Here is an 18,083-nt window from a genome sequence, read left to right on the forward strand (position 1 = left end):
TAAGGTTTTCAATGTATAATAATTAGAGGTTTATATGCGCTTACCGAAATGTGTTTTGTTGTATGTATGGTGTATCTACTTGCAGCTTTATGCTTCTTTCTTATTTTCGTGGTAGGCGAATGCGGCTGTGTGTTTCTAAGCCCGTTTAAATACAAAGCCTCCATTTAATATGCGCAAATTTGGTATAGGTTTTATAGTTTTTTTCTGCCTGTTGATGGTAGAAGGTTTTGCTCAGAAAGCACAGAATACGGGATATTTGCTGATGCGGGTTTACGATTCCAACAAGTTTGTGGCATCGGGGAATATTTACATCAATTCTAAGATATTTATTACCTACGAAGATGGCAAGTTTGAAACCATAGAGTTACTTCCGTTTAACGAAAAAAACGAAATTGAAAATTTGAAAAAGATAGGTGCCACACTCAATGAAATTAAGAAGAAAGGATATTTGCTTATGAGTGCAACCACCACCGGAGAGCAAGGTGCTTTAATTTCCGATTATGTGTTTTTGAAACAGTTTTAGGTTTATTACCATTTACCGAATTTGGCAGCGGCATAGCGCATGGCTGTGTAAGTTAAACGCTCTACTTTTTGAGTGCTGCTATTGGCCATTACAATCATAGCTTTTGCCACATTTTTGGCATCAATTCCTTTATAGGGTTTTAGTTTTCCGGTGAATACAAATGCAAAGGTTTTGGCTATTTGCTTTCCGATGGCTTCGCCTAATCTAAAATCTTCGCGTTCGCCTAAAAGAAAAGATGGTTGAAGTATAATTAAGCTGTTGTAATCTAATTTTTCTAATGCTTCTTCCAGTTTCCCTTTTATGCGGCTATAGAAAATTTTAGACTGGCTATTGGCACCAATGCTGGATACGAGTATAAATTTGGAGGCTCCATTTTCTTTACAAAACTGTGCTGTTTGTAAAGGTATATCGAAGTCTATTTTTTTGAAATTGGATTGTGAGCCTGCTTTGGAAATGGTGGTTCCCATAGCACAAAAAATATCATCAGCCACTAGGCTGCTTTTAAGTTCGTGTAGGTTGCTGAAATCTGTAACAATATTTTCTACTCCAAATAGTGGTGGTGTAATGCGCTTGCGCGACAGTACTATTATTTTCTCATACAATTGTGAGGCTACTAACAGTTCTAAGCACAAATTGCCTACCAAGCCGGTTGCGCCAAATATTAAGGCTGTTTTTTTCATGCAAGTAAATTTCAGCGGGGTTTTTAATAGCCTAAAATTTTCATCATGCTTTCGGCTGTTTGCTCTTCGGCAAAAACATGGTATTCAAATTTTCCTTTCTTTTTTTCATCTATTAAAATGTGCGGAGGCGAAGGAAGCAGGCAGTGTTTTATACCGCCATAGCCGCTTAGCGTATCTTGGTAAGCTCCGGTATTGAAGAAGCCTATAAATAGTTTTTCTCCCGGTTTTACGTTGGGTAAATACACTTGGTTTATATGAGAATCGCTGTTGTAATAATCGCCTACATCGCAGGTAATACCGCCAAGGTTTACGCGTTTGTATTCATTGTCCCATAGGTTTATTGGCAACATAATAAAGCGCTGCGAAAGCCCCCAAATATCGGGGAGGTTGTTCATAAGCGAGCCATCGAGCATATACCAAGTTTCGCGATCGTTTTGTTGTTTTTGACCTAGCACGCTAAATATTACGCAGCCGCTTTCGCCTACGGTATAGCTGCCAAATTCGGTGTAAATATCGGGTTCATCTACGCCTTCTTGTGTGCATACACTTTTTATTTGCGATACAATTTCGTTTATCATGTATTCGTAATCGAAATCGAATGCCAAAGATTGCTTAATGGGCATGCCGCCACCTAAGTTGAGTGCGGTAAGTTCGGGGCATAGTTTTTTTAGCTCGCAATATACTTTCAGGCTTTTGTGAAATTCGGTCCAGTAGTAGTTTACGTCTTTTATACCGGTGTCTATAAAAAAGTGAAGCATCTTTAGCTTCAACTTGGGATTGTGTTGAATTTTTTCTTTAAAGAAAGGTAAAATATCTTTGTATCCAATTCCTAAACGCGAGGTGTAAAACTCGTATTTAGGCTCTTCTTCGGCTGCAATACGAATGCCGATATTCATGGGTTCATCGGGCAGGTTGTATTTTTCTAATTCATCTAAATTATCCATTACAGGAATAATATTGGAGTACCCAGCTTTTATGAAATCGGTAATATTGTCAATATACCGTTGGGTTTTAAAGCCGTTGCAAACAATGGTAATGTCGTTGCTTATCTTCTTTTTCTCTTCTAAGCGCTTTATTATTTCAAAATCGAAAGCACTGGAAGTTTCTAACTGCACTTTGTTTTTAAGTGCTTCTTCTACCACGAAAGAAAAGTGGTTGCTTTTGGTGCAGTAGCAATAAATGTAGTTTCCCTTATAGTCGTTGTTAGCAAACGAAGCATTAAAAAGCCTGCGTGCTTTTTGAATTTGCTGCCCAATTTTAGGTAAGTAGGTAAGGCGTAGAGGAGAGCCATATTTTTCAATAATTTCCATTAAAGGCAACTCGTTGAAACGGAGTGTGTTGTCTTTAATATCAAATTCGCGTTGCGGGAAATCGAATGTTTGTTCAATTAACTCGCGGTAGCGTGGGTTTTTATTCATTTCTTATGCTTGAAATATTTCGCGTGTAAAATTAAGAATTTTGCAACCGCATGTTGAATCTTTTTAGTTTTAAAACCCAATAGTAAATTTCTATAAAATGAGCAATGTGGTGAATATATTTAAGGAGCATTCTTACAACGAGGCACTGGTTAGCGAAGGTTATGCCATTGTTCCTTTTTTAAATGAGGGCGAAGTGGAAGTGTTGCGCCAAATTTTTAAGGAGCACCATCCTAGTTTGCCGGAAGGTATGTATGCTTCTTCGCACGCTGCCGACTTTAATTTGCGCAGTAAAATGAACGAAGCCATCAAGCAACATTGTGCCCGTGCCATTGATGTTACTTTTAAAAATTGTACTGCTTTGGGTGCAACTTTTATGGTGAAAAGTAAAGGCGCCAATGGCAGCTTGCGCCCGCACCAAGATTGGAGTATTGTAGATGAAAGCAAATTTAATTCGTACAATATTTGGTTGCCGCTGGTAGATGTAAGTGAAGAAAATGGTACGCTGCTCATACTGCCCAAAAGTCATGTGTTTGTAGATGCTGTGCGGGGTTTAAATATTCCTTCGAGCTACGAAAATGTAATTGATGAGGTGTGGAAGTTGTTGGTTCCTTTACATGTAAAAGCGGGCAATGCTGTGGTGTACGACCATCGCTTGCTGCATGCTTCGGGTTTAAATAATAGCAGCGAAACAAGGCTTACAGTGGTATATGGCATTGTGCCTAAAGATGCCGAAATGCGTTATTACTTTGGCAATAATGGAAGTATAGAAGTGTATAGTTGCTCTCCCGAGTTTTACTTTACGCAGGAAATAAATAATGGGCCTGCAGGGCTACAGCAATTGGCAACTTTTGCAAATGCCAATCCGGTGCTGAGTACTGCCGATTTGCAAACGTTTTATCCAAAAAAGAAATCGTGGTGGAGCCGTATTTGGAATTAAAGCCGATTGCTTTTGCTTCTTAATACAGCGTCTGCCAATACCAATGCAGCCATTGCTTCTACAATAGGTACGGCACGCGGCACCACACAAGGATCGTGCCTGCCCGAATTTTTTAACTCAACGGTATTGCCATTTTGGTCTATACTTTGTTGTGTTTGCATAATGGTGGCCACAGGTTTAAAAGCAACATTGAAATAAATATCCATACCGTTGCTAATGCCTCCTTGTATGCCTCCCGAAAAATTAGTGGCAGTTTTTATGCCATTGTCGGTTTGTATAAATACATCGTTGTGTTGGCTGCCTTTCATACTGGCTGCGGCAAAGCCCGAGCCATATTCAAAGCCTTTTACGGCATTGATGCTTAACATAGCTTTGGCAAGTTCTGCCTGCAATTTATCGAATACGGGTTCTCCAATTCCTGCAGGCACGTGTTGTATTACACAACTCACTATTCCGCCCAATGTGTCGCCTTGGTTTCGCGCTTGTTGTATGGCTTCTATCATTTGTGCAGCAACATTTTCATCGGGACACCGCACTATGTTTTTTTCAATATCGGAAAGGTTGAGTTGGGTGTAATCTTGAGTGAGTTTTATAGTGCCAATTTGCGAAACATAGGCAGCAATGGTAATGCCGTAATGTTGCAATAGCAATTTGGCAATGGCTCCGGCAGCTACACGTGCAGCAGTTTCGCGAGCGCTGCTTCTGCCGCCACCTCGGTGATCGCGGTAGCCAAATTTTTGTTGCCATGTAAAATCGGCATGTGATGGTCGAAAGGAGTGCTTTAAGTAATCGTAATCTTGCGGTTTGGCATCGCTGTTGGCAATAAGTAATGCTATGGGCGTACCAAGTGTAATACCTTCGTAAATGCCGCTTAGTATGTGAATACTGTCGCTTTCTTTACGCTGTGTGGTAATAGATGTCTGTCCGGGTTTTCGCCTATCAAGCTCTTGCTGAATGTATGCTACATCCACATGTAAGCCGGCAGGGCAGCCGTCTATTACCACACCAATGCCGTTTCCATGGCTTTCGCCAAAAGTGGTTATGCAAAAAAGTTTGCCAAATGAATTGGATTGCAACTGAAATATTTTCGGCTAAATTATGCTTACTTTTGAACTTCGCATTGCCTGATTTATTTTACTATCAATTGCTTGCTCGTAGTTTCGTTTTCAGTAGCAAGCGATACTATGTAATTACCTGCTACCAAGGCACTAATATCTAAAGGTATGGTATTTAAACCTGCAAAAACATTGGTGCTGTGTTTCCATACGGTAGTTCCCTTTATATCGGTAATAGAAATGGTGGCTACACTTTGAGTAGAAATATTGGCTACCAAACTGCTTACGCTAAGAGCCGGATTTGGCATAAGTTGTATCCATTTTACAGCACTGCTTTCTTTAAGTTGTGCTGTAACTACGGAGCTGATATCGTTGTTGCCATCAAAGTCTTTTTGATATAGGCGGTAGTAGTATCTTATTCCTGCTTGTACATTTTTATCGTTGAAGATATAGTTGTTGCTTGCAGTAGAATTGCCGGCACCATCTACCCAGCCAATGGCATCGAAGTTGCTGCCGTCTGTACTGCGTTGCACTTCAAATCCTGCATTGTTTATTTCAACAGCGGTTGTCCAGCTTAGTTCGATAAACTTATTGTCAATTGGTTTTGCTGCGAGCGAAACTAATTTTACAGGGAGCGGTTGTCCTGCTCCGCTGTTGCCGCCCACACCAAATCCGCTAAAGAATTTGAGATTGGTTCTGCGAGCAGAATTTTGCTGTGCAAAATCGGGTGTGGCAAAATGTGTGCTTGCAATATCGTGCGAGCCTTGGAATCCCCAGTTGCCGGAGTTCCATGAGCTGCGTTTCATAATGCGCAATTCGTTTGGTGTACTTTCTAATTCATCTTGGTTGCTGGCGTTCATAAATGGTGCTGCCAACTGGATGTTGTATGGTAAACTATCGCCACTGTATTCAACATGCCATAGGTAATCGCCTTTTACATCTACCCAATTGCCTGTTCCGTCTTCTATGGCAGAACTGTGATCGCCATAAGGTTTGCCAGTTAAGCCCACATTAGCAGTGTCGGGGTCGGCATCGTAAAATGTTGCTATCACAGAGTTTCCGCTGCTGGAGTTGTCTAAAATATCTAATGTTACCGGAGTATAATACATGGCATTTGGAGTGGCATGTTTGCCAACCACATCTTCAAATCCGATAGGGAATAAGTAAGTAGCTGCATTTCCGATTTTTCTATATAAGATGCCTTGAAAGAATGCATCGTTGGTGTTGCCGTTTACCCTGGTTACGGCATTGCTGTCTGGATTATAGATGTAAACGGTTTTAAATCTAAATCCACTTTCGGCATCGCTTCCTTCGCTAATGAGTTTTCCTTTTTTTAGGTTTAAGAAATTGTCTATTACCAAGTTGGCTCCAAGCATCGCTTTGGAGTTGTCGCCAGTATTGTTTTTATCTACTTGAAGGCTAGCAATTTTACCTATTGTTGTAAGTGGTAAGCGAAGATCAACTAACTGCTGTACGGGACCACTAATGTTAATAAGGGCGCAGTTGAGAGTGGTACAGCTATCGTATTCTAATTCGCTCCAAATTTTTATATCGCCTTTTACGTCAATAGTTTTGTTTCCCTGTAAAATTCTGGTACTAGTTAGTTTTGCCAGTAGATCGTTTTTTATAGAGATGTTTTTTTGGAGCGTAACAGAGTCTGCTGTAATCCATAGATTACACAATTCGCCTGAATCCATGGCAAAAGATTGGTGGCCTACTGCACTTAGTATTAAAGCGCCTTGCTCTTCTACATTGTAGTTTTGCGTACAAGTGCCCACACCGCTGTAGATAAGGCTGTAGCCTTGCATGTTTACATCTCCGGTGGCATATATGTTGTTGTAGTCTAAGTTAATGTAAGTGCTGTTTAGTAAAGCTAAGCTGTGTAAGGTAAAGTTGCCACCGAGTGTCCACGAATAGTTTTCGGTTGCTATAACTACATCAATGCTATCGCTGCCGGCAGCGCCCGGTGCTTTATAGTTGCGCCAGTTTAAATCGGAAGTGGTGTGGCTATTTTCTCTTCCAACCCAAATGTAGTATTGTCCAAATTGGTCGGCACCGATGGTAGAGTTTGCTTTTATTGGTCTTATATCGCCATCGAAATCGTGGTGTAAATCGTCTAGCTCCAATCCTGTTTCAATACAAGGTGAATTGGCGGTAATGTGTAAATCGGTTTCAGATTTGAATAATGGATTGCTTGCAATTGAGTTGGGTTCTTGATTAGGTGAGAATACCGTTTCCCAGCTGCTGAGTGTGGAATAGGCGCTGTATGAAGCTGTATTTCCTACGCCTCCAACTTTGTAGCCCGGTGTGTAGTAGTTATTAAAATCGCAGCCAATAGCCGACCAAATATCGCTTGCAGAAGCTGTGGTAATGGCAAAAATATCGGTGCCCGCTTTTGCAGCAGCTGTGTCTATTTGCACAATGTTGTTTACAACGGTTAGGTTAGAAACCATTGGATTGGTAAGGTCGGTAGAGTTGATGCGAATACCGGCAGGGCTGTTGGTCATGGCAGCTAAGCTATCGGTATCGTAAGCGCCATTCATGAGTATGGAGTTATATACTACAAAATCTGTGTGGCCGCCAATTACTCCAATTCCTGCTGCATGGTCGCCTTGTGCAGAGTTTCCGTTGGCAAGTACTGCATACACCATGTTGTTCGAAATTTGGTTGTTGGTAGCAGTAGTATCTATGCTGTTTAGGTATGCAATGCCAATGGCAGAAAGTCCTGCTTGGTTGGTAATATGGTGAACTGTGTTGCCATCTACTTGCACGCCAATAAATTTTACCGCAGAATCGCTTCTCTGCATTTGGCTATTCCATAAGTTTTCTTGAATGCTTCCTAAGTAAATTCCTGCACGGTCGGCAGTATCGGAGATGTTGAAAATGTCGCCACCTACATATTTTACTTCATTGGCTCTAACAATGGTGTTTTGTTGGTTTGCAAGCACAATGCCGGCTGCGCCAATAGCGTTTATGCCTTCAACATCGGGTCCAATTGTATTGGCAAGTATAGAGTTAGATTGGTTTAAGTAGCTGCTGCTACCTGCAAGCACAATGCCATAGCGTACACGCTGTACATAATTTTTTTCAAATGAATTATGATGGTTTCCCCAACCTTGGTTAGCTTCAGGAGTGGTTAAATCTTTATTAGAATAAACTCCGAAAGTGATGTGTGATGTTGTGTTTTGTGGTGAACCTCCGCTTATATTGCAATAGCGTATAGTATCGAATTGACAACCATTGTTGGTACCGTTTGAAGCTAAGTGAATAACTGCGGAATTGTTGGCAGCAGAATCGTTTTTAATGGTAAACGAGCGCTCCGATGTGGTGGTAGCAGTTCTGCCATCTATGGTAACGCGATCTGCCCCATTAAGTTTAATGATAGCTCCGGCACTTTTTCCTTTTATTTCAATACCTGTGGTATATGGTTTTATGCGTAATCTGTAGGTGGCAGAGTCTTTTACGGTGCAACCGTTGTATTCTATCCATTCGTTCAGGGCTACGGCTCCATTTTCGTTGTCTAGCGATTGGTGAATAGAAACCGTAACATTTGCTTTTAGTGCGCCATTGTTTATGGCATCAAACAATCCATTGCTTTTTGTGAGCGAAAGGAAGTTGGTATCGTTGGCAACACCCAGCGGGTCTATAGTTAAATTACCGCTGTAAGTTTTAATTGTTCTAAAAAAGTTTGTAACGCCCGAAACCGGAAATTGAGCTCCGGTTAGCACTACACTGCTTGGCGATATGGCAAAAGAAACGGTATTCCATCCGGCTTCGCCCACACTATCTTCTGCAATAATGAAATACTCGATACTATCGGTAGCAGTAGGTGCCGAAGTAAGTTTTGCAAAATCAAAATCGAGTTGAAATGGCGATGAACTATTGGTGGCCTCTACATACTTCCAACCATTGCTCAGGTTGTCGTTGGTGGCGGCTAGCGAGTTGTTTTCACTCTTCTTTTTATAGTAAAGGCGTGGCTTAAAGCCTGTGGCAATATTTATGCCATTGCTGTCTGTAATGGTAGCATTTATGCTAATAGGTGTTGTTGCCGTGCAGTTCGCAGGAGTAAAGCTTATGCTTGGTACATCTGCGAAAGAATTTGCTGCAAATACCAGTGCAGCAAATAGCATTCCAAAGTTGCTAAACGTTTTCATAACAGGTGGTGATGGACTGGAAGGAAAATCCATCTAACTCGCTGTTACGACTATATGCAGAACTTGTTTCGTTTTTAACACTTCAAGTTAAATTTTTTTATTATTAAAGTTAAGGAAATGAAGGCAGGATAAGTATTTTGGCTGTTCGTTTACGAATAAAAAATATGAAACATTCATTTGTGTTGCATCCATGGCATGGAGTTGAAAGAGGAGAAGAGTCTCCCGAAATTCTAACGGCTTTTATTGAAATTGTACCAAGCGATACCGTAAAGTATGAGGTAGATAAGGCAAGTGGAATTTTAAAAGTAGATAGGCCACAGCAGTTTTCGAATGTGTTTCCGGCATTGTATGGTTTTGTGCCGCAAACATATTGTGCCGAAGCTGTTGCTGCCTTTTGTATGGAGCAAACCGATAGAAGCGGTATAAAAGGCGATGGCGATCCCTTAGATATTTGTGTGCTGAGTTCTGTGAATATTCCACACAGTAATATTTTGGTAAAGGCAGTGCCAATTGGCGGTTTTAGAATGATAGACCGCAATGAGGCAGACGATAAAATTATTGCCGTAATGAAAGACGATCCGCTCTATGGTTCATGGAAATCGTTGACCGATGCCAATGAATTGGTAATAAACAGAATGAAACATTACTTCCTTACATATAAGGATATGCCGGGTTTTCAAAAAAAGGTGGAGATTACACATACCTACGATAAACACGAGGCTATAGAAGTAATAAACCGAAGTGTTTCGGATTACGAAAAGCACTTCGGTTCATAATTGTAGTTATGGTTTGCTTGTATTAAGCATCTACTCTTGCATACTTGGCATGTGCCTCAATAAATTCTCTGCGAGGCGGCACTTCATCACCCATTAACATGCTGAATATGCGGTCGGCTTCGGCAGCACTTTCTATGGTTACCAGTTTAAGTGTGCGGCTTTCCGGGTTCATGGTTGTTTCCCAAAGTTGTTCGGCATTCATTTCTCCCAAACCTTTGTAGCGCTGGGTGTGTACTGTATCTCTATTTCCACCTTTTGCGAGGCGTTCAATGGCTGCTAAGCGTTGTGGTTCTGTCCAGCAATATTCTTGCTCTTTCCCCTTTTTTACTAAGTAAAGTGGAGGCATGGCAATATAAATTCTGCCTTGCTCTACTAAACTTTTCATGTAGCGGAAGAAGAAGGTAAGAATAAGTGTTGTAATGTGCGAGCCGTCCACATCGGCATCACACATAATGATAATTTTATGATAGCGAAGTTTTTCGGTATTGAGTGCTTTACTGTCTTCGGCAGTGCCAATGCGCACACCTAAGGCTGTAAAAATGTTTCGTATTTCATCGTTATCGTAAATCTTGTGTTCTAAGGCTTTTTCTACGTTTAAAATTTTACCTTTTAATGGTAAAATAGCTTGGAAATTGCGATCGCGACCTTGCTTAGCGGTACCACCCGCAGAGTCGCCCTCTACTAAATATATTTCGCAGGCAGAAGGGTCTTTGCTGCTGCAATCGGCCAGCTTGCCGGGTAGGCCGCCTCCGCTTAGTGCGCCCTTACGTTGCACCATTTCGCGTGCTTTACGCGCTGCGTGGCGTGCGGTAGCTGCTAAAATTACTTTGTCGAAAATTATTTTTGCCAGCTTTGGATTCTCTTCTAAAAAGTGTTCTAAAACTTCACCAAAAACGGTATCTACCACACCGCTTACTTCGCTGTTGCCTAATTTGGTTTTGGTTTGGCCTTCAAACTGAGGTTCGGGAACTTTTACTGAAATAATAGCCGTTAAGCCTTCGCGAAAATCATCTCCGCTTACTTCAATTTTTACTTTTTCAAACAGTTTGTTTTTATCGCCATAAGACTTAAAAGTTCTGGTGAGTGCTCTGCGGAAACCGGCAACGTGTTGTCCGCCTTCTATGGTGTTGATATTGTTTACGTAGCTGAAAATATTTTCGCTGTAAGAAGTATTGTATTGCATAGAAACTTCTACGGCTACCATATCGCGTGCGCCTTCTACATAAATTGGCTCAGGTATAAGTGGTTCGCGTGTGCCATCCAAAAATTTTACAAACTCTACCAAGCCGCCTTCGCTGTAAAAGAAGTTAGAGCGGGCATTTCCATTGTCGTCTTTTTCGCGCTCATCGGTAAGTGTAAGTTTAATGCCTTTGTTTAAGTAAGCAAGTTCGCGAATACGCGCTTGCAATGTATCGTAGTTGTAAACAGTAACGGAGAAAATAGTTTCATCGGGTTTAAAGGTTACTATGGTGCCGCGATAGTCTGTGGTGCCAATTTCTTTTACAGAATAAAGCGGTTTGCCTATGCCGTATTCTTGCATGTATTTTTTGCCACCGCGGTGTACTTCTACTTGCATGTGTGTGGAAAGAGCGTTTACACAACTTACGCCCACACCGTGCAAACCTCCCGAAACTTTGTAAGAATCTTTATTGAATTTACCTCCGGCATGGAGTACGGTCATTACCACTTCTAATGCACTGCGCCCTTCTTTTTCGTGCATATCTACGGGAATACCGCGGCCATCGTCTTTTACGGTTATAGAGTTGTTTTCGTGGATGGTAACAAAGATATTTTGTGCGTGTCCGGCCAGGGCTTCGTCTATAGAGTTATCTACCACTTCGTAAACCAAGTGGTGTAGTCCTTTTACACCCGTGTCGCCAATATACATGGCTGGGCGTTTACGCACGGCTTCTAAGCCTTCCAGTACTTCAATACTATTGGCAGAGTATTCTTTAGTTGGAGTGGGGGTGGTTGCGGTGGTTTCTAATTCTGTACTCATATTTAATTTTCACTGATATAACTTGGCGAAAGTAAGTATTTAAAACGGCTTTTTGGAGTGCGATTGCCAGCGGGAAAAGAGTTGTTGAAAAGTTGTGTTGTACTGCCCTAGAACCAACAAAAAAAGCCGCCCTAAAAGAGCGGCTTTGCAAAATAATTAACTCAATTATTCTGTTACCCATTTGCCTCCGCCAGCTTCGCATCCAAGTTTAGCTGCATCGTAAACGGTTTGGTTGTCTTTTTCGCAGTACTTTACACCTGTTTTACTGCCGTTTATAGAACATTGGCCACATTTTTTACAAGATTGTGCGCCTGCAAGAATGGCAACTACTGCCAAAACTGATAATACTTTTTTCATAACTAATTGTTTAGGTTAATTGAATGGAGCAATTTTAGGAATACTTTTGTTAAGAAGAAAACCCAAGGTAAGAATTGGCCAAAAATGTCTTATTTCTGAATAAATCTGCGGTAATAGCAAAAGCCAAAAAGTAGGGCGCCTGCAACTATCATCATATTTCCCGATGCTAAGTAAGCATCGGAGGTCATGCGCAAGCCAATTCCCCAAAAGAGAATAATGAGTGCCAGAATCAGGAGTCCTTCGGTTAAGCTGTGCTTCATATTTCCTTTTATATAGGTGAATACTGCGCCAAACCTACAAAAATTATTGTTAGTAAAGTTTTTTGGAGTGATTGAAAGTTTAAACAAAGAACTTTGTGTAGGAAAGATATTTGTTAAAAATACTACTTTGTATTGCATAGTACATTGCGATGATTATATATTTGCACTGTAAACGAAAAAATAGCAGTGATTATGAAATTTATAGCAATGAATATGATGGCGGCACTAATGATTTCGAGCAGTAGTGCCTTTGCGGTAGCCCCCGAGTTAGATACCAATACACAATATGTAGAACATGAAGTTGCCAATTTGCTGGGTAGTAAACTTACTTTTCCTAAGTTTTTATTGTTAGAACATAGCAATACTGCGTTGGCAGATGTTTCATTTAGATTAAATGAGCACGGACAGGTAGAAGTAGTAGCTATTGATAATGCCAGCGAAGCACTCAAGGCAGAAGTAAGCGCACAACTTTCATCCATTCAACTAAGTGAATTTGCCGATAATGCCGCAAAAACATACAAAGTAAGGATACGCTTTAAAGTTCAATAACATTAAAATACAATGCAATTATGGATATAGAAAACAGCAAAGCTCAAATGCGGAAGGGAGTGCTGGAGTTGTGCATACTTGCGGTGCTCAACGAAGGCGAGCACTACCCGACCGAAATTTTGGAGCAAATGAAGAATGCCGATTTGCTGGTGGTAGAGGGAACCATTTACCCTTTGCTTACCCGCTTAAAAAATGAAGGGTTATTAAATTACCGTTGGGTTGAATCTACGGGTGGACCACCCCGAAAGTATTTTACACTTACTGCCGATGGTAAAAACTTTTTACAGCAACTAAAAAATGCCTGGCGCGAAATGAACGATGCTGTAAGTAAAATAGTAGAGAAGTAACTTTTAAATAATTACTAATAAAGACACAAAATGAAAAAAACAATAAGTATCAATTTAGGAGGAATTGCCTTTACCATAGATGAAGACGCTTACTTAATGCTACATGAATATATTGAATCTATTGGTCGGCATTTGGGCAATAGCGATGCCACTAAAGAGGTAATTCAAGATATTGAAGCACGCCTTGCAGAACTGTTTTCTACCGGAAAAAATACGGCAAAAGATGTAATAAACCTGCAGCAAGTAGAAGCTGCCATTACAGCAATGGGCAAGCCGGAAGATATTGCCGGAGCTACTGAAGTTAAAGGCGAGTCGACAAGTGCCGTACCTCCTACGGGCAATGCTACAGCCGGTCGCGTTGCACGCAAGCTGTACCGCAACTCAGACGATAAAAAAGTGGGAGGCGTAATTTCCGGTATCAGCGCTTATTTGGGAATAGAAGATTCTATTTGGCTCAGGTTGGTAGCCATTGTGTTTATATTCTTCAGTTTAGGTACTACTGCATTGGTGTATCTTATTTTATGGATAATAATACCCGAGGCCAAAACTACCTCGCAAAAGTTAGAAATGAAAGGTGAGCCAATTACCTTAGATAATATTCAAAAAGAAGTAAGTGAAGCTGCCAGTAGGCTAAATAACTGGAGCAGGCAAGAAAGCGTTGGCGAGCGCTTGGTGGCTTTAATAGCTGCCTTGTTTAAAATTGCCATGAAAATTGTGGCGGTATTTGTGATAATAGTGATACTGTTTATGCTCTTTGGTTTTATTGCTGCATCTGTGGGTGTACTGTCGTTTGCATCGCTGCCATCGGTTCAAAAATTAGCAAGTGTTTATGCCGAAAACGGTACCATGGCAATTATCGGTATTGTTGGTATTATATTAGTAGTATTGATGCCATTGCTCGGAATGCTTTATGGCGGAGTAAGAGTATTGGTGGGCACGGGTGGCAGAAGTTCAAGATTAAAATGGATATTCAGCACAGGCTTTTTAATTGGCTTACTGCTATTGGCAATTACAGCCATCAATTTTGGAATAAACTTCAGAGCCACCGGAAATGTAAAAGAGCAATATACTTTAATGCAGCCCGCTGCGGGGAATTTATTTGTTCAGCTTTCAGACTCCAGCGGTGTGGTATTTGATGAAGAAGCAGAAGATTCTTACGACAGCCAAATCTTTGTAAATGGCGAAATGCCTGAAACCCGCACAGGATATAAAATAGGGCGTCCTCATTTAAAGTTGATGGTTTCAAAAGATACTTCATTTTATATTGAAAAACTTATTGTGGCAAAGGGAAAAAGCAAAGCCGCAGCCATTGGAAATGCCCGTGCCGTAAATTACAACTTTACACAAGTAGATACAATACTCAATTTAAATACATACGCAGAGGTGAAAAAGGGAAGCAAGTGGCGCAACCAAAATGTATTTATTCACTTGGCTATACCTGAGGGAAAATTGGTGCATTTTGCCAATAACATAGATTACCTTCCGGCTACCGTAAAAGGCGATGATACGTATGACAATACTTATTTCGCCAATACTTTGTGGACTGTAAAATCGGGTAAAGTAGTTTGCTTAAATTGCGAAGATGAGGATGGTGATGCTGTACTCGCTCCGCCTCCACCTTTGCCGCCACATACCCCGGAAGCTGTTCACATTAAAGCATCGGGCAAGGAAACAAAAATTACTACAGAAAAAGGTGAAGTTACCGTACAAACTACTGATGGGAAAGAAGGTAAGGAGGTTGAAATTAAAGTACGCGAACGAAAGTAACAACCTTATTCTAAACTACTTCCAGCTTCATCTTTGGAAGGTTTACAAAAGCGGGGCACTTTGCAAATGCAAGGTGCCTTTTATTTTGCTTTTTGCTGTTTCTTTTGAATGAGCAAACGCATAATAAAGTGCATATCTTCTAAGAAGGTATGTGTTTTGGTTTCGCCCCAAGTTTTTATCAATTCACCAATAAATTTAGTTTGCTGTTTTTTAAGCAACTCAATTAAAGCAACACCTTGCTTAGAAAGTGTAATTAACACGGAGCGATTATCGTTTGGGTTCTTTTTAAGTTCAACATAGCCAAACTTCTCTAAGTCTTTAGCCATTTTGCTTACAGCCTGTTTGGTAATTTGAATTTTTTCAGCCAGTTGGTTAATGGTAACGCCTTGAGCGCCAACATTCATAAGAATTGCCACATACTGCATAGAAAAGTTAGGGAAGCCCTTTTCTTTTACCACTTCCAGCAGCTGCTCCGCCATAAAACGGTAGGTAATGCCCACAAGCCTTCCAAAATGTTCAGGCTTGGGTTCAATATGGCATAGAATGGAATCCTGATTGCTCATGCTGCAAAGTTAAAAAAATATTATTAGTCAATTTGATTGACTTTATTGTCAACTAAGTTTACATTTGCTCCCGAAAATTTACAAAGTGGAAAAGAAAAAAATTATTCAAACCGTTGTATTGGGTGCCATTGTATTGGGAGGAGGCATGTGGGGCTATCAAAAAGTAATGCACCATCTGCACTACGAAACTACCGATAATGCACAAGTAGAAACAAAAGTTACGCCAGTATTGTCCAGAATTGCGGGCTATGTAGATTCGGTAGCTATAGATGATTATGCAACTGTAACTAAGGGAGAAAGGCTGGTAGTTATAGACAAAAGGGAATACGAAATTGCGGTAATACAAGCAGAGGCAGATTTACTGCAATCGCGGGCCGATTACGAGAATGCACAAGCCGGATATGGCAATGCACTTCAAAATGTAAAAGTAGCCGATACCAATATTGAGTTAGCAAAAGTAAGAGCCAATAAAGCAGCAAGCGATTACGAGCGCGACAAAAAATTATTTCAAGACCAGAGTATTACCCAAAAGCAAATAGACGATTCAAAGGCAAACTTTGATATACAGCAAAAATCGGTTTCAACTGCAGTGGAGCAGGCAAAACTTGCCAATTCTTCATTGCGTGTGTACGAAGCTCAAATTCGCAAAACCGAAGCCTTACTAAAGGTGAAAGAAGCTGCAGTAGAGAATGCAAAGTTGCGTTTGTCGTACACTTCTATTACAGCGCCCGAAAGTGGAAAAATAGGCAAATGCAATGTGCAGCCCGGGCAATATATACAGCCGGGTCAGCCGTTGTTTTCCATTGTAAACAGTCATGATTTTTGGGTAATTGCCAATTTTAAGGAAACCCAAATAGAAAAGATGCAAATTGGCCAGGAGGTAGATATTAAGCTAGATGCCTATCCTTCCAAAAAAATTACAGGAAAAATTGCATCGCTTTCCGAAGCCACCGGAGCCAAGTTTTCTTTATTGCCGCCCGATAATGCTTCGGGTAACTTCATAAAGGTTACACAGCGCGTGCCGGTGCGTATAAACATTGTAGATGTAGATGCACTAAAGGAAATCCTTAAAGCCGGATTGAGTGCAGAAATTGAAGTAAAAGTGAATTAGCAAGCCTTTAGTGAGCAGTATGAGTTTTGGGAAAATAATTATTGTACTTACCGTAATTACGGCAGCTATCATGGAAATGATAGACACCACTATTGTAAACGTGGCATTGTACCATGTAAGTGGTAGCTTGGGTGCTTCTGTAGAAGATGCTTCGTGGGTAATTACGGCTTACGCCATTGCCAATGTAATTGTAATTCCACTTACAGGATTTTTTCAAAAATACTTTGGGCGAAAAAACTATTTCGTTGGCTCTATTATACTTTTTACGGTGGCTTCATTTTTTTGCGGCACCAGTACTAATTTATGGGAGTTGGTGTTTTTTCGTTTTCTGCAAGGAATTGGAGGTGGCGCATTGCTTTCTGTTTCGCAAGGAATACTGTTCGATACATTTTCGGTAGAGCAGCGACCCATAGCCTCGGCACTGTTTGGAATGGGAATAGTAATGGGGCCAACCTTAGGCCCTACTTTGGGTGGAGTAATTGTAGATAATTTTCATTGGGGCTGGATATTTTTTGTGAATGTGCCAATTGGCATTGCAGCTGCATTGCTCTCTATTTTCTTCTTAGAAAAAAGTGAGTCGGAAAAGAATATAGATCGCAAAGCCATAAGCGTAGATTATATTGGGTTGGTATTGCTCTGTATTGGTATTGGCAGTTTGCAATATGTATTGGAGCGTGGGCAAGAAGAAGATTGGTTCGAAAGTAGAACCATACTGTATTTGTTTTTTACAATGGCAATTGGCTTGCTTGCATTTGTTTTTTGGGAATTGAAGCAAGAGCACCCAATTGTAGATTTAAGAGTGCTTAAAAATAGAAACCTTGCAGTTACAACCTTCTTTACGTTTGTTGTTGGGTTTGGCTTGTTTACCTCTGTTTATGCATATCCGCTCATGGTGCAAAGAGTGGCCGGATACACCACTACGCTCACAGGTATTTCGCTTATTACAGGCTCGCTTGTTTCTATTGTAATAATGCCGGTGGTGGGTAGAATGATGACCAAAGGCATTTCGCCAAGTTTATTTGTATTTATTGGTATGATGGCTTATGTGCTGTTTAGTTTTATCATGAGTTTGCAATCTGCCGATACGCCTTATTATTCGTATATGATAATTCTTATGCTGCGTGGTGTTGGCATGTCTATGTTGATGGTTCCACTTACCAATCAGGCAGTAGTAGATTTAAAACCATCGGAGTTTCCGGCAGGTATTTCTATGATAAATATGATTAGGCAAATTGGCGGATCGGTAGGTATAGCCATTACCAATACATGGATTGCGCACCGCTTTGCCATGCACCGAAACGATTTGGTTACCAATATATCAACCGATAATCCGGTGTATAATACCATATCCGATGGCATTACAAAAAACTTGCTTTCGCAGGGTGTTAATGCGTTGAATGCTCCAAGTGCAGCACTAAAAATGATAGAAATGAATGTTACTAAACAGGCGTATTTGCTTTCGTATTTAGATACCTTTTTTCTGGTAGGCGTATTTTTCGTTGCCGTATTGCCGCTAATAGTTTTACTAAAAAATAAATCAATATCTCAGGAGCAGGCTGCAAAAGTTGCCGAAGAGAGCCATTAAAT

At 40.7% G+C, this 18,083-nt stretch carries 16 protein-coding genes; 8 read left to right on the plus strand and 8 right to left on the minus strand.

Features of this window, described 5'->3' with window-relative positions; all coding sequences use genetic code 11:
• The first annotated feature begins 169 nt into the window (after nucleotides 1-169).
• Entirely contained in the window at nucleotides 170-523 is a 354-nt protein-coding gene (locus KF872_01455) for a hypothetical protein (protein MBX2902192.1), read from the plus strand.
• 5 nt (nucleotides 524-528) lie between these two features.
• On the opposite strand, the gene KF872_01460 is transcribed toward KF872_01455, so the two are convergent.
• Nucleotides 529-1,203: an NAD(P)H-binding protein gene (locus KF872_01460; protein MBX2902193.1), complete on the minus strand. Its 675-nt coding sequence runs from the start codon at nucleotides 1,201-1,203 to the stop codon at nucleotides 529-531.
• A gap of 23 nt (nucleotides 1,204-1,226) precedes the next feature.
• Nucleotides 1,227-2,621, minus strand: coding sequence for an arginine decarboxylase (locus KF872_01465; GenBank protein MBX2902194.1), 1,395 nt, complete (start codon nucleotides 2,619-2,621; stop codon nucleotides 1,227-1,229).
• Between the two features lie 97 nt (nucleotides 2,622-2,718).
• Here KF872_01465 and KF872_01470 point away from each other — a divergent pair, with 97 nt between their 5' ends.
• A complete protein-coding gene (locus KF872_01470) occupies nucleotides 2,719-3,558 on the plus strand; it encodes a phytanoyl-CoA dioxygenase family protein (GenBank protein MBX2902195.1) in 840 nt (279 codons plus the stop codon).
• On the opposite strand, the gene aroC is transcribed toward KF872_01470, so the two are convergent.
• Together aroC and KF872_01480 are read right to left on the minus strand one after the other, a co-directional pair.
• Nucleotides 3,555-4,634, minus strand: coding sequence for a chorismate synthase (gene aroC, locus KF872_01475; protein MBX2902196.1), 1,080 nt, complete (start codon nucleotides 4,632-4,634; stop codon nucleotides 3,555-3,557). The genes KF872_01470 and aroC overlap by 4 nt on opposite strands.
• A 53-nt stretch (nucleotides 4,635-4,687) precedes the next feature.
• Nucleotides 4,688-8,800: a T9SS type A sorting domain-containing protein gene (locus tag KF872_01480; GenBank protein MBX2902197.1), complete on the minus strand. Its 4,113-nt coding sequence runs from the start codon at nucleotides 8,798-8,800 to the stop codon at nucleotides 4,688-4,690.
• Nucleotides 8,801-8,931: 131 nt separating this feature from the next.
• Here KF872_01480 and KF872_01485 point away from each other — a divergent pair, with 131 nt between their 5' ends.
• On the plus strand, nucleotides 8,932-9,543 hold the full coding sequence (locus KF872_01485; protein MBX2902198.1) for an inorganic pyrophosphatase: 612 nt from the start codon (nucleotides 8,932-8,934) through the stop codon (nucleotides 9,541-9,543).
• 22 nt (nucleotides 9,544-9,565) lie between these two features.
• Here the strand turns inward: KF872_01485 and gyrB are convergent, their stop codons facing one another.
• The 3 genes from gyrB to KF872_01500 all read right to left on the minus strand — a co-directional run bounded on the left by gyrB (nucleotide 9,566) and on the right by KF872_01500 (nucleotide 12,159).
• Entirely contained in the window at nucleotides 9,566-11,542 is a 1,977-nt protein-coding gene (gene gyrB, locus KF872_01490; protein ID MBX2902199.1) for a DNA topoisomerase (ATP-hydrolyzing) subunit B, read from the minus strand.
• Between the two features lie 165 nt (nucleotides 11,543-11,707).
• Nucleotides 11,708-11,899, minus strand: coding sequence for a hypothetical protein (locus tag KF872_01495; protein MBX2902200.1), 192 nt, complete (start codon nucleotides 11,897-11,899; stop codon nucleotides 11,708-11,710).
• Between the two features lie 89 nt (nucleotides 11,900-11,988).
• Complete coding sequence (locus KF872_01500) at nucleotides 11,989-12,159, minus strand: hypothetical protein (protein MBX2902201.1); 171 nt, start codon at nucleotides 12,157-12,159, stop codon at nucleotides 11,989-11,991.
• 192 nt (nucleotides 12,160-12,351) lie between these two features.
• Here KF872_01500 and KF872_01505 point away from each other — a divergent pair, with 192 nt between their 5' ends.
• The 3 genes from KF872_01505 to KF872_01515 are packed head-to-tail and all read left to right on the plus strand — an operon-like array spanning nucleotide 12,352 to nucleotide 14,822.
• The gene (locus KF872_01505) at nucleotides 12,352-12,708 is read left to right on the plus strand and encodes a hypothetical protein (GenBank protein MBX2902202.1); all 357 of its coding nucleotides are present in this window, start codon (nucleotides 12,352-12,354) and stop codon (nucleotides 12,706-12,708) included.
• Nucleotides 12,709-12,728: 20 nt separating this feature from the next.
• A complete protein-coding gene (locus tag KF872_01510; protein MBX2902203.1) occupies nucleotides 12,729-13,055 on the plus strand; it encodes a PadR family transcriptional regulator in 327 nt (108 codons plus the stop codon).
• Nucleotides 13,056-13,085: 30 nt separating this feature from the next.
• Complete coding sequence (locus KF872_01515; protein ID MBX2902204.1) at nucleotides 13,086-14,822, plus strand: PspC domain-containing protein; 1,737 nt, start codon at nucleotides 13,086-13,088, stop codon at nucleotides 14,820-14,822.
• An 80-nt stretch (nucleotides 14,823-14,902) separates the two neighbouring features.
• On the opposite strand, the gene KF872_01520 is transcribed toward KF872_01515, so the two are convergent.
• Nucleotides 14,903-15,385, minus strand: coding sequence for a MarR family transcriptional regulator (locus tag KF872_01520; GenBank protein ID MBX2902205.1), 483 nt, complete (start codon nucleotides 15,383-15,385; stop codon nucleotides 14,903-14,905).
• Nucleotides 15,386-15,470: 85 nt separating this feature from the next.
• On the opposite strand from KF872_01520, the gene KF872_01525 reads away from it, so the two are divergent.
• Both KF872_01525 and KF872_01530 read left to right on the plus strand, forming a co-directional pair.
• Nucleotides 15,471-16,496, plus strand: coding sequence for an HlyD family secretion protein (locus KF872_01525; protein MBX2902206.1), 1,026 nt, complete (start codon nucleotides 15,471-15,473; stop codon nucleotides 16,494-16,496).
• A 19-nt stretch (nucleotides 16,497-16,515) separates the two neighbouring features.
• Nucleotides 16,516-18,081 carry a DHA2 family efflux MFS transporter permease subunit gene (locus tag KF872_01530; protein ID MBX2902207.1) on the plus strand — a complete coding sequence of 522 codons (1,566 nt, stop codon included), beginning with the start codon at nucleotides 16,516-16,518 and terminating at the stop codon, nucleotides 18,079-18,081.
• Nucleotides 18,082-18,083 lie beyond the last annotated feature (2 nt).

This window comes from Chitinophagales bacterium, from assembly GCA_019638515.1.
Lineage (GTDB): Bacteria > Bacteroidota > Bacteroidia > Chitinophagales > LD1 > UBA7692.